At 55.1% G+C, this 13,589-nt stretch carries 7 protein-coding genes; 6 read left to right on the top strand and 1 reads right to left on the bottom strand.

Going from position 1 to position 13,589, the window contains the following annotated elements:
* The first annotated feature begins 136 nt into the window (after nucleotides 1-136).
* From ACFSSA_RS02805 to ACFSSA_RS02780, 6 genes are all read left to right on the top strand, one after another.
* A complete protein-coding gene (locus ACFSSA_RS02805) occupies nucleotides 137-2,299 on the top strand; it encodes a polyribonucleotide nucleotidyltransferase (RefSeq protein WP_386818251.1) in 2,163 nt (720 codons plus the stop codon).
* Between the two features lie 140 nt (nucleotides 2,300-2,439).
* On the top strand, nucleotides 2,440-2,793 hold the full coding sequence (locus ACFSSA_RS02800) for a TonB-dependent receptor plug domain-containing protein (protein ID WP_386818250.1): 354 nt from the start codon (nucleotides 2,440-2,442) through the stop codon (nucleotides 2,791-2,793).
* A gap of 27 nt (nucleotides 2,794-2,820) precedes the next feature.
* Complete coding sequence (locus ACFSSA_RS02795; protein WP_386818249.1) at nucleotides 2,821-4,407, top strand: TonB-dependent receptor domain-containing protein; 1,587 nt, start codon at nucleotides 2,821-2,823, stop codon at nucleotides 4,405-4,407.
* A 2-nt stretch (nucleotides 4,408-4,409) separates the two neighbouring features.
* Nucleotides 4,410-5,252 (top strand): CREC-EF hand family protein, encoded by an 843-nt coding sequence (locus ACFSSA_RS02790; protein ID WP_386818248.1) that lies wholly within the window; start codon nucleotides 4,410-4,412, stop codon nucleotides 5,250-5,252.
* A gap of 17 nt (nucleotides 5,253-5,269) precedes the next feature.
* Entirely contained in the window at nucleotides 5,270-7,012 is a 1,743-nt protein-coding gene (locus tag ACFSSA_RS02785) for a Trx7/PDZ domain-containing (seleno)protein (RefSeq protein WP_386818247.1), read from the top strand.
* Between the two features lie 107 nt (nucleotides 7,013-7,119).
* Nucleotides 7,120-7,548 carry a YchJ family protein gene (locus ACFSSA_RS02780; protein ID WP_386818246.1) on the top strand — a complete coding sequence of 143 codons (429 nt, stop codon included), beginning with the start codon at nucleotides 7,120-7,122 and terminating at the stop codon, nucleotides 7,546-7,548.
* Nucleotides 7,549-7,676: 128 nt separating this feature from the next.
* Here the strand turns inward: ACFSSA_RS02780 and ACFSSA_RS02775 are convergent, their stop codons facing one another.
* Nucleotides 7,677-13,577, bottom strand: a complete 5,901-nt coding sequence (locus ACFSSA_RS02775; protein ID WP_386818245.1) for an Ig-like domain-containing protein — start codon at nucleotides 13,575-13,577, stop codon at nucleotides 7,677-7,679.
* Between the last annotated feature and the right edge of the window lie 12 nt (nucleotides 13,578-13,589).

Raw genomic sequence — 13,589 nt, 5'->3', positions numbered from 1 at the left:
CTCTCGTGGCTGCCTCGCAAAAAGGGTATGCGTTCTTTTTAAGAACCCTCCCCCCGGGGATTCCCCGAAAACCATGATAGCTCGGCTTGCACACGGCAGCCGGGCTTTGACGTAAGTAAAAGAAGAACATAAGAAAATGAACATCCAATCAGTCACGGTTGATGTCGGTAGCAATCCGATGACAATCGAAACCGGCAAACTTGCCAAACTTGCGGACGGTGCAGTAACCGTCCGTTGCGGGGAAACCATCATCCTCGTCACCGCTGTTTCCCAAACCAAAGTGCGCCCGGGCCAAACCTGGTTCCCGCTTTCCGTAGAATACAAGGAGAAAGCCACCGCAGCCGGTGTCTTCCCGGGAGGCTACTTCAAGCGTGAAGGCCGTCCTACCGAAAAGGAAATTCTCACCTGCCGCATGACGGACCGCCCGCTGCGCCCTCTTTTCCCGAAAGGCTACCTCTACGAAACACAAATCGTCGCCATTCTTCTCAGTGCGGATGGCATCAACGATTCCGACATCCTCTCGATGAACGGCGCATCAGCCGCCCTCGCCATTTCCGACATTCCTTTCGAAGGCCCGATCGGCGCCGTCCGCGTAGGCCGTGTTGATGGTGAATTCCTCATCAACCCGACACACGATGAGCGTGCCGAAAGCGATCTCGACCTCATCTATGTTGGCAACAAAACCGACGTAATCATGATCGAGGGCCAAGCCAATGAGCTCCCGGAAGATGAATTCATCAAAGCCCTCCACTTCGCCCAAGCAGCAGTAACCAAAATTGTAGAAGCTCAGGAGGAACTCGTCGCGAAATGCGGCAAGCCGAAGCGCGAATACGAACTCACGCTCGCAAAAGAAAATCTTCTCGAAATCGCCTACGAAATCGCCGGCGACCGCATCGAAGATGCAATCTACGCCGCTTCCAAAACCGAGCGTGCCAAAAAGGTCGGAGCACTCCGCGATGAAGTCGAAGCAGCCATCAAGGAGCGTGCTCCCGAGGCAACTGATTTCGATGTCGAGCAGGCCTTCGAATACCTTCAGAAAAAAGCGTTCCGTATCTCCATCATGGAGAAAGGAATCCGTGCGGACGGCCGCCAGATCGGCGATCTTCGCCCGCTCTACGGGGAAGTCGGCACCCTGCCACGCGTCCACGGCTCTGCTATTTTCTCCCGTGGTGAAACACAGGCACTTGGCATAGCCACCCTCGCACCAGCTGATGAAAAACAGCATTTCGACAACTACGCAGGTGGTGTGGATGAGAAACGTTTCATCCTCCATTACAACTTCCCTCCATTCTCCGTAGGTGAATGCGGACGCATGGGCGGCATCAACCGCCGCGAAATCGGCCACGGCTCCCTCGCCGAGCGCTCGATCGAGCCCGTCATCCCATCCGAAGAGGATTTCCCATACGCCATGCGCGTTTCCTCCGAAGTTATGGAATCCAACGGCTCCACCTCGATGGCTTCCGTATGCGCTGGCACCATGGCTCTTCTTGATGCCGGTGTTCCACTTATCCGCCCGGTTGGTGGTATCTCCGTAGGTCTCGTTACCGAGAACAACGAGGATGGATCCCTCAAATCCCACAAAATGCTTCTGGATATCATCGGCTCCGAGGATTTCTACGGCGACATGGATTTCAAACTTTGCGGCACCGATGTCGGTGTGACGGGCTACCAGCTCGACCTCAAGCTCCCGGGCCTCCCGCTCTCCATGCTTGAGGAAGCGATCAAAATCGCAAAAGACGGTCGCACGAAAGTCATCGCCAAAATGGCAGAGTCCATCACCACTCCGAAGGAACTCAGCGCCCACGCGCCACGCATCGTTTCCGTCAAGATTCCACAGGATCGTATCGGCGAGCTCATTGGACCTGGCGGTAAAAACATCAAAGCCATCCAAGCCGAATCCGGCGCAGAGCTGAACATCGAGGACGATGGCACCGTGCACATCTACGCATCCAAGCAGGAAGGCCTCGAGCGCGCGAAAGCGATGATCGACCGCATGTTCCAGGAAATCGAAGTCGGCAACACCTACACAGGTCGCGTTGTTTCGGTCACCGCCTTCGGTGCATTCATGGAAGTGCTTCCCGGCAAGGACGGTCTCGTTCACATCTCGGAGCTGGCCGAAGGCCGCGTGGAGAAAGTGGAAGACGTCGTCAAAAAAGGCGAAATGCTCACAGCAAAATGCCTTGGCGTGGACGAAAAGGGTCGCGTGAAGATGTCCCGCCGTGCATGGCTGCGTGATCAGAAAGCTGAGGAAGCCGCTTCCGCAGGCCCTGTCGAAGAGGTTACAACGCCGCTCGCGTAACTTCCACGAAAGCAGAATTCATCAGGCCGGTGTCCGAAGAGGGCACCGGCCTTTTCATTTGATAGATAATTCACCTAATTTATACTGCGTCTCAATAACATATTTACCTCGGCAACAATCCGGGGGAAAAGGCGTGCGACATGAAGCAAACGCAACAATGGAATCTCGGAAGGTCAGCAAGGCTGGCGCTTGTGATGGGGGCCGCACCAGCATTGGTCCTACAAGCAAATGCACAGGAACCCGGCACGGAGCGGGAGGAAGAGATCGAAGGGCTTGATCCTCTCGTCGTCCGCGGGGAGGAAGAGCGGCAGCTGGATGCGGCAGGCCTGGTTACCGCCGAGGATCTGGTCGAGATCAATGCGACGGATCTCGATGAAGTCTTCCAGAAGACTCCTGCCGTGGACGTGAATGGCGGCCGCGCACAGGCCCAGCAGATTTTCGTCAACGGGCTGGAAAGCAATTTGAGCAATGTGACAATCGATGGTGCGGTCTAGGGCAATATCTCGCACCACAATGGTGCAGTGGTCATTGAGCCGGATCTCATCAAGCAGGTGGAAGTTTCCAGTGGCGCCGGCAATGCCTTGCAAGGACTCGGCGCATTGAACGGATCGCTGCAATTCGAGACCAAGAACGCTTTCGATCTGATTGGGGAAGGTGAAGATTTCTACGGACTGAGCAAGGGGATGTATTATTCCAACGGTGAAGGCTATCGCTTTTCACAGACTCTCGCATCACGTCTCGGCGAGAACTGGGCCATCCTCCTCTCAGGTGGTTACACGGACAAGGATGACTACGAGGATGGAAATGGAGACAACGTCGATTTGACCGACTATTCTTCGGAAAGCTTTCTCATGAAGCTTTCGGGTCGTTTTGATGGCGGTCACAGCCTGGATGTCGGTTTTGAGCATGTCCTGAGTGACACGTTCGCCTATGACCGTCTCAATGTGACTGAGGATTTCCTCAATTCATCCGGGCGCCCAACAGGTGTCTTGCAACGCAATGAGATCTCCCGCGATACATTCAGCGCGACTTACCGCTTTACGCCTGGAAACAACCCCCTGGTGGACCTGAAGGCGAACACGTATTTCACCGGACAGGAATACACCCGGGAAACGACAGGAGAGAATGCCTTGCTGGAAACCTTCGGAATCAGTGTGCGCAACACCTCGATGTTTACCGATACCTTCTCCAGCACCTATGGCTTTGATTTCAAAAGCACGGAGAGCGATGTGACATCCGTGGCCTACGGGGTTACGGGTGCCAGTGAGGAGGAGCTGGCCTACGGTTTCTTTCTCCAGAACGATTGGCAGTTTCACCGGATGTTCGGCCTGAGCTTCGGTGGGCGCTTCGATGTGTATGACTTCGAGGACATCACGGGCACGGATAATGATTCATCCGAGTTCAGCCCCAATGTGGCGCTGGAGTTCAAGCCGGTGGAAGAGTTCACGCTCACGGCGGGATACGCGGAGGCATACCGCGGAGTGGGCATACGCGAGGCGTTTTTCCCGGCGGCCAAGCCAGCTGGCTTGTCTGGCGAAGATGCGGAAACCTTCAAAATCACAGCAGCGTTCGAGCGTGACGGCTTTTTTGCCGATGCATCCTATTTCGACCAAACGATCGAAAATTACATTTATCCGATTGGCGGAGCAACCAGTTACGGAGACGTGATGAACGATGGCTATGAGGCCAGGGTTGGTTATCAAAAGGATGGTTTTCTCGTATCTCTATCAGTGACGGAAAATAATCCGGAGGTGGAGGGATATGCCTATCTAGATGATACGGGCATGGTTGTTGCCGGGCGGCAATGGATTACCCAGGCGAGCTATAACCACCAGGAAAGCGGTCTGACATTTGGTGGCAATATCGAGTATCGGGAGGAAGTGGAGGAAATTCCATTCGGTCGATTCCCGGCTGTTGCGGCAAAGGATTCCTATTTCCTCGTGAACACGTTTATCCGGTGGGATGTGAAGCAGGTCGAGGGGCTGAGCCTCTCTCTCAACGTGGACAATATCTTCAACGAGCAATACCAGGATCACACGATCTTCACCGACTCTGGCTTCGCAAGTGCCGGCCGTGAATTCCGCATCGGAGCAGCCTACGAATTCTAATTATGAAAATTTCATTGTTATGTCTGTTCGGGCTTTCGGCAGCCCTGCATGCGGAAGTTTCCCCGGAAACCGAAAAAGTCCTTACGGAGACTTCCGAAATCTCATCCCGGCATATCCGCCTGGCACTTTCCGAGGTGGATGAAAGCGGGGAAAAACTTGTCCCGCTCGTCAGCGCTTTGCGGAGAATGGGATTTGGAAATCCTCCTCCCGTGCATCCGGAAATGAAAAAGTCTGAGGCGGAACTGGCCCAGATGCCTGAGAAAGACCGTAAGATCTATGAGGATCATCATGCCGAGCGCCTCTCGCGCATGGCTCAAATGGGCCAAGCGGATGTGGAGTATCTGAAAGACCTGGATCTCGATAAGAACCTGAAGCTGGATGAAGCTGAGATCCGTGATTCGATCCGTGGCCAGCTGGTGTTTCTATTGGAAGACAAAATGAAAGTCGATGGCGATGGAGACGGAAAGCTGAACATCAAGGAATACTCTCTGGGTGTCCCTGTCAGGGGAGAAATCGAGGAAGACGGTGTGGATTGGCATCAGCGCGGACATTTCGAGGGTGATGACCTGAACAAAGACGGGATGATCGATGAGAGTGAAGTCGTTTCGCATTTTGCGGCGGACCTGGGGCTGAAAGCCGTGCAGGTTCATCTGGCGGCATCTCTTTCCAACCTGGACGGGAACGAGGACGGAAAAATCGATCAGTCAGAATATTCCGAATTTGCGGCCGATGACGAAACCGTCTGGAAACATTTGAAGGGGGATTCCGATACCGTGCCTGTATCTGAAATCTGGCAACGGACCTATTGGCTGCCGGTCTCTGAAATGCTTCCCCTGCTGGAATGATGGCTTTTCGTTGTTTGTTGTTAGTAGCCTCTTTCTGGACTTGCGTTTTTGCAGCGGAAGTCCGGGGAGAGGCGTTGTTTTGGCATGCCTCTTTGCCAGAGGCGCTCGCGGAGGCCAAGGCAAGCGGTAAGCCGCTGTTCCTCGAATTTCGTTGTGCACCGTGCGTCAACGGCCGCGAGTTCGATGCACAGGTATACTACTACACCGAGCCGGATTCACCGCGCGGGAAACTGATGTCCCGCTATGTTCTAGCGCGGGTGACGAGCATGTCAGGAGTGAATATCGCCCACTATGACCGCGACTGGCACAACTCTCTCTATTATTTCATCATCAATGGGAATGAGGACATCTATTTGCGATATGGCGGGAGGGATGAAGTCGCCGCAGACACCTACCTGAATTTGGACAGCCTGGAGCTGGCGCTAACGCTGGGGCTTTCCGAACATGAAGCGTTCAAAGAGGGAAGACGGGCTTCCACCGGGGCGACCGCCAATTTCAAGCCGGAGGATATCGGATTACTGAACCGGGAGGTGATTCAAAAGAACCGCTGCACGGAGTGCCATCTGATTGCGGATTATTCGATGCAAGAAAAGGCGCATGCCGGGCTGCTGGACCCCATTTCGGACCTATACCGGTCGCCCGATATCAAGCGGCTGGGTCTATATCTGGATGTGCCGAAGGGGCTGCTTTTGAAAGAGACGAAGGGAGCAGCCGCTGACGCCGGCATCATGGCGGGAGATACGGTTGCCAGTCTGAATGGGACCACCGTGCTAACTTTTGGAGATCTCCAGTATCAACTCGACAAGGTCCCACGACTATCTCCGGAAATTCTTCTCGGCGTGAAGCGAAACGGGGAACTTTCCGAAATGGTGGTCACGCTACCCCGGGAATGGTGGAAGACTGACCTGGAATTCCGTCACTGGACAGTGGAGCCACAATTGTTTTTCGAAAGCCGGGAATTACAAAAGAAAGAGAAAGAAAAACTACGCCTCCCGGAAAAAGGCTTCGCCTCGGAAGTCACCGGCCTCGATATCGAAGCGGCGATGAACGGGCATCACGATCTCGAGATTGGAGACATTGTCATTAGTGTGGATGGCAGAGCCAGTAATCCGTTGACAAGTGATCCTTCCGTATACATCAAGCTCTTCCATGCTCCGAACAGTGTGGTGAGGCTAGGCGTGCTAAGAGCGGGGAAACTCCGCGATATCAATCTGAAGACGGGACAGATGAATTTCCGCAAAGCTCCTGTGGAAGAAAATATTCCGGATCTATCCCTAGGCTGGTCGGAAACCGCATACCTGTCCAGCGGGAAGGAAAAGGCGGTCGGCTACCGGGCCGCTGTGGTAGGTGAATATCTCTTGGTGCAGGCCAGGCATTTTGCCGATTGGCATAGCTTTGCAATGGACAACGCAGCGCGGTTGAAGGGACGGAAAATCGTCGAAGGAAACCAGGAACTCCCGACTGAGATCACGATCGACCAGGAAATCAAAGGCGGATGGCTACAGACCGAACCCACGGATTTTTCCGATCCGGAGATGCATTGGTTCACCTGGGGTTTTCAGGGCGTCTCCTACTTCGCGGTGAAGCTCGCGACTCCGGAACAAGCGGTGAAGGTGAATATTTCCGCACAAGCATGCCGTGATGATATTTGCGCAGGAGCTGTGGGCCTGGAACTCGAAGTGCCAGCCTCCCCGGCGAAACAGGTGAGCCCCATGACACGGGAAATTCTGGATGAACTGACTCCTCTCACCGGGAAATAACACCGAGGTGCAGCATTCCCGCTTCCCAAAAGCCGCCAGTTTCTTTGTAAGCCGCGCATGCGTTTCCGTTCTTGCGAAAGGCTCGGATCCGGCGGAGAACACCACCCATGAGCGATGAAATTGAGAAAATTCCCCGAGAACGGGAAGCGGGTCTGTGCCCTTGTAAGAGCCGGGAGATCTATGCGGAATGCTGCATGCCATTTCATTACGGGCGGGATAAACCCACCACCGCCCTTCAGCTGATGCGCGCCCGTTACAGCGCGTATTTTTTCCGCAACGCGGACTTTCTCGTTTCCAGCATGCATCCTGCGAGCCGATGGCCGGGTATGAAGGAGGAGCTCGAAACCCATCTACACGAGGCGGACTGGAGCTTTCTCACCATCCTGGGAACATCGAAAGGCGGTCCTGCCGATAAAACGGGAAAAGTCGAATTTATCGCGGAATACTTCAGTGACAACGAGCGTAGTGAGCTACACGAGAAGTCCCGCTTCAAACGCTTCAAGGGCCAGTGGAAATACCTCGATGACAAAGGCTGAGGCCTTCTTGAAGGGATTGAACGGAGCTTGCTGAAAGCACATCCCCCGGGGGTAAAAAAATCCCCTCCACACCAGATGGTGGGAGAGGATTCGGGTTAGCAATCTCCAGCAGATTTTATTGGCCAAGCCTATTCAACACCGAGCCGAACAAAGATTTTCGGGGCAGTTCCGTCGCCAGTGATAGTGGCCGTCGCTTCCACCGTCTCTGGATTCGCTCCGGACTCGCTGACCACTTCTTCCACGAAGGTTACGGTATGCGTGCCATTGCTTTCACCATCCGCATGCCAGGTCTCCAGATCGCTGGACCAGCTCAACCTTCCGGTGACGCCGGAGCGATCCAGCGCACGCGGATAGCGGATTTTGAAGGTCGTCCCGGAGCTCTCCGGAACCTCCAGATACCCATTGCTGCTCGCATCACCCGGCAAGCTCCCCATGAAATACTCTACAGCGTTCGCGTTCGAGTCACCATCCGCATCAGCCGTTGGCGCACGCAGGGAAGGATCCGCAATATTTGTGAAATAATAATCCTGTGCCGGATGATCTGCGATACTTGCACGCGCACCCGGTGCAGAGCCAGTGGCGAACTCCACGCTGTTTCCGAGGGACACATCCACGCTTTCCATGCCTTCCGCTTTATCGTCTGGAATCACGGTAAGAGGCAGCACAGAGCTTGTCTGATCCGCCGGGATAGTCAGGGGACTGGTAAAGCCCGAATAATCGCGCCCTTCAGTGGCGGATCCAGCGGAAACAAGCGGCACAGCCAGCTCCGCCGTGGTCGCACCCATCCGTGAGACCTTGAACTCCAAGGCCTTGTCTTCTCCGAACTCACCCGCACTGGCATCAGTCGCTACAATTGAGACCACCGGAGCGAACGGGATCACCATGAACCGAACGTCAATCGCCTCGTGAGTCCCATTGATTTCCGGTAAATCCTGCGAATAAATCCGGAAGCTATCTCCCACAGGATCCACGCAGATCAGGTTGTTTACCGCGGGGCTGTTATAACCGCCGTCGGTGGAATCCGCGGTAACGAACAGTGCCGCTGTCCCGGGATTGATCAGAGAGCCGTCACCAAAGGTAACATCCAAGCCCTCCGTATTCGCAATCGCCATGACGCCTATTTCTGTGGCCAGGGCATTGAGATTTGAGACCACCCCGTCTCCGGAAATCGCTCCGGCGAACACGCCACCCGTATGAGGCGGCAGGTAGACAAAGCTGAATTCATTGCTCTGGGAAAAATCCCCGTTGTCCCGGGTATCGATGATCCACTGGTTGTTCTCCACCCGGACGGAGCAGACATTTTCTGCCAGCGTTCCGGTATTGCCATTGGTGTAGGCAAGCATGTTGCCCGCCACTGACAATCCGTTCACCGCATAAATACCAGATCCGCCGGATTTCACAACTGTGACGCCTTCCGGCAGGTTCCCGGAAATTACTTCACCTGTAGTATTTACTATAGCTCCGGTCCAGCCCTGGGAAAACGGTAGCCATGCCACACTTACACCAGAGGTCTGCTCCGCGGTAGCAGGGTTTGCACCGGCGGCGTTGTCATTACTGTTGTCCAGCACATTGATGAAGAGGTTGCCCACGCCATCTGCATAAGGCTGCACGATATTGTCGTGCGAGCTGTTGTTTGCACTCGCCGGTCCACTCCAATTGTTCGCCAGGGCAATACCTTCGCTGAAGTTTACGCTCGTCCCATTGATTCTGATTTCAAGATCGCCGATGTCGCTCCCCGCTTGGTCGAACTGGTTTGGCGATGGACTGGTTTTCACGATTGTCCAGGTCGGCAAGTCAAAGTTTCCTACCGAAATCTGAGCCGTTTGCGGCGGCAGAGCTTCTGTGAAAACTTGCACCACCACTGGCTCCGAGACCGTGGTTTGTCCCACGCTATCGGTTGCCCGCGCGGTGAAGTGATAGGATCCCGCGCCCAGATTACTGAGATCCACCGTGAATGGGGCTGTGTCATCCTCGGCCAGTAGCACAGGCTCAAGTGCGCCGGAATAGAAGCCGACTTTTACGACTTCCGCTTCATGATCTGTTGCATCTGCGGCAAGTGTCAAACTCGCGGGAACTTCCAGCACCGAGCCCACCGCAGGCGAAGTTATCCTGACGAGCGGTGGAATATCGCCGAGATTTACCACAATGGCTGCGCCGCTTGACAGTCCGGTGAGTCCGTCATCATCCACAGCCACCGCACTAAGCTCATACGAGCCAGCTGGAACTTGCGTCCAAGAGAACTCATACGGAGCGGTGCGATCTTCTCCGATTTTCATTCCCCCGTTATAAAACTCCACACGATCCACCACACCATCGCTGTCAGAGGCGCTGGCTTTCAGCTCTACGATAGCCGGAGAAGAAAATGTCGCGGCATCCACAGGAGCATCCAGCGTGACCACTGGCGCGATCCCTTCCGCAGTCGTAAATTTCGACGGAGCGGACGAGATCACATTGATTCCGTCGGTAGCGGCCGCATACCACTCGTAATGTCTGCCCTGTTCGAGGCCGGTCCACTGGACTGAGCTGGTGGTTCCTCCCGCTCCCACTTCCATGGTCCCGATCGGCACCCAGTCCATCACTGGCGCCTGCATGTCATAGCTCAAATCATAGCTCCCATCGAAATGGGGCAGATTGTCGCTGGCGAGCACTTCGCGATCGAGAGTCGGCGAGTAACTTTCCACGCGGATGCGGTTGTTCGCCGGGGAGAAGGTGAAGGTTCTCAGGAAACCACGGCCACCATCCTGGAGACCCTGATAATCCGAAAGCACCGAGTAAACCGTGCGTCCCTCAAAGGTATCTGACCGGAATCCCTCCGCATGAATGTGTCCACAGAGCATGAGGAACAAATTGGGATTGTCCTTCAGGTTTTCATAAATCGCGGCTCCCTGCGTGCTGAATGAGGCAGGATTTCCCCGCCCGATAATGTAGTGGCAGGTGATGATCGCACGGCGGTGCGGATGGGCTTTCAAAAGCGCGTCCGCCCAGTCGAGGATCGCCTGATTCGGAGTAGTATCGTAAGCGAGATGGATTGAGATGAAGTCCAGGCCACTCGCACTCCAGAGCTGATAGTTGTTTGTGTTATCAGATCCGTAGCTGCCACCCCAGTAATCACGGCCTTCGAATCGATCGGTGCCGAAGAACTGATTGAAAAACGCTGTCGAGCCGGAGTCGTAGCTGCCAATGGGATCGATATCGTGATTACCGGGTGCCACGCCGAAGGGAATGCCGTAGGCACGCAATACATCGAGAGGCTTTTCAAGCTTGCCCATTGCAGCCGTCGCCCGATCCCACTGGATCGTGTTTCCGCCGAAGTTTCCACTTTCCACCACGTCTCCCATGTGGCTTACGAATGCAATATTCCGCGCAGTCTTATTCTCCGCGATCCATTGGGTCTGCGCCCCGAAGGTGCCGACCAGTTCCTCAACGGTCACGTTGTTCGCCCTCGATGCAGAGCCCTGCGAGTAGTATTGGGTATCCGGAATCGCCACCAGGCTGAAATCCTCTCCCGGCTCCACCGGCGTTGTCTGACGCCCATAGAAAGTGACTGTCATTGCGTCGCCTTCCGGATCAGCCAGGTTCGCGCTGAGCATGACCGAACGGCCGGATACCTCGCTACCATCCGCGGGACCGCCGTTTTCGACGACAGGCGCTTGGTTCGGATTCGGAAGAATTTCCAGGGAGGAAGAAGTGCTGTAGCCGGCCGCCCCAAGGTTATCGCGAGCGATCGCACGGACGCTGAATGTGCCCACTCCCGATGGTGTCCAGTCAAAGGCATAAGGCGCCGTAGTATCCTCGCCGACTTTTTCACCATTGATCAAAAACTCGACTTTTTTGACGCTACCATCTGCATCGGAAGCTGTAGCGGTAAAACTAACGGGTGATGGAATTACCGATTCCGCAGGCGCGGACACACTCACTACCGGTGCTTGGTTCTGGATAGCAAATGGCGCTCCATTCACCCACATCGGTCCATTTACAAGATTGCCGATGGTCGCCCCGCTGGAGCTCTCGGTCCTTAAGCCGGTTCCCTCATTGAGACCGAAGCGGCCGAGCAAGCCCGTCCCTGAGCCGATCTCCGTATCCATCGACGCCGCAATCTCCGTGGCGCTCCGGGCGTGATCCCAAACCCGGGCTTCGTCAATGATCCCCGCAAAAGCTCCTTCCGCCACACCTGACGAGTTCAGCGCACTACCGATTCCGAAGTGCTGGATGCTATCGAAGCGCGGCACAGCCCCACCGACGGAAACCGTCTGGGTGCCGACTTCCACTCCGTTCAAATACATGGTCCAAACTCCGGTCACGCCATCAAAAGTCACAGCCGCATGATTCCAGGTCCCGTTCTCGATGGGCTGGTTGACCGCTGTGATCGGATGGTTCAAACCGGAGGAATAACTTTCGAAATCCGCGACCAGGATCCCGGCGGAATTGATGCCGAAGAGGATGTTGCAATCCACATTCGAGCCATCGCTTTCGCCTCGACCTTTGCCAAAAAGCGGGACCGCACGCACGCCACCGCTGCCGGAGCTGGCGGTAAGTCCCGCGCCATCTTTGCGGAACCAGCATTCAAGCGTCAAACCGCTGGCAGGAGGCCCGCCGACATTGAGCTCAGGCGCACTACCCATTGTCACGTAGTCATCGATTCCATCGAAGCTCAACGCGGTATTCGCGGGAATATTCTCAGGGTCCAGGGTGATCCGGATATTCTTTGCCTGGCTGACCCCTGTGCTCCCCTCGTTGTCGGTTGCGCGGGCGATGTAATCATACGAGCCCCCCAAAAGATTACTCTCCGTGTAGCTGAAAGGAGCAGTCGTGTCCGTTCCTACCACCACTCCATTACGAAGGAATTCCACTTTGGTAACGGTTCCATCTGAATCGGAGGCATTTGCCTCGATGGTAAAAGTTCCCGGAGATGTAAACGAATCGCCGGCCGGTGCCGTGATCTCTGCGGTGGGGATTTCATTGTCGGTTTCAAAAAAGGCAAAACTGAACATGTCCTCATCATCGGTGGCTCCGTTCTGCAGGTTTGGCTGATTCGTATTTCCGCTGAGGTCGCGGCTTTCGATGACCCAGTGGCTGCCTGCAGGATCCCACTCATAGGAAATCACATTATCTACATTGTTGGTGACATCCCCTTCCGGACTGATGATCAGAACACCGGAGGTATTTGTCTGCCCGGGAATCGTGAGGAACCACTGTCCTGTGCCCGCTTTCACTAGCGAAAAACTACCTCCCGCAACATCTGTGGAAGCGTCGTTGTTGACGCGGGCAGCTGCCACCAGTTGCTTGGTCCCCACAGCATTCACCGGGATATATACAAAGGCCACTGGATCCTGCTCGTAGCTTCTGCCGTTGGAGCCGTTGTCATGAACGTAGAGTGAAAAAGACCCATCGGAATTTGCCTTGGAGAGTGCGAAGTTATCCTCGTTTTTCGCATGGTTTACCAGCAATACACCATCTGCGGAACCAGCACCCAAGGCGGTTAGATCCAGCAATGATTTACCTCCGGATTCATCCGTAAAATGCGTGCCGATCGCTATCCCGGCACTACCAGTTAGCGCATCCAAAGGACCACCGTTCGCCCCGGTGGAATTTTTAACATAGCCGCCCAACCATTCGTCGAAGGGGAACCATGCGCAACCGACATTGACATTGCATTCATCGCCAACCGCCGAGCGGAATAGCGCGATATTGTAGGTCCCGGAGCTGGTGTCGCTGGCTGCGCAAGTCGCGTAGAACAAGCCACCTTCTTCTCCGCCCGCCGTATTATCACGGCCATTTTCTGCCACGGATGCGATCATGACTCCCGCAGCGGCATCGTTGGGCGAGCCGAAGCTAACTTCATAGTCGCCACGGTTCCCCCCAAGAATGGTAAAGGCCGAGGAGCTTCCCGGAGTGCGTTGCAAGGTGATGGAAGAGGAGGAATTCCCGGCATCATTCTGGATGACATCGACATTCCCAAATTCCACGGCATGTGCGCCTGCCACTGTCAGAAACAGCGCGGCGGACACGGTAAGATGGTTTGATTTCATGTATGGATTATT

The sequence above is a fragment of the Luteolibacter algae genome, from assembly GCF_042683045.1.
Lineage (GTDB): Bacteria > Verrucomicrobiota > Verrucomicrobiia > Verrucomicrobiales > Akkermansiaceae > Luteolibacter > Luteolibacter algae.
Note: the sequence above shows the minus strand (reverse complement) of the source record. Positions and strands in the feature narration are given on the sequence as shown.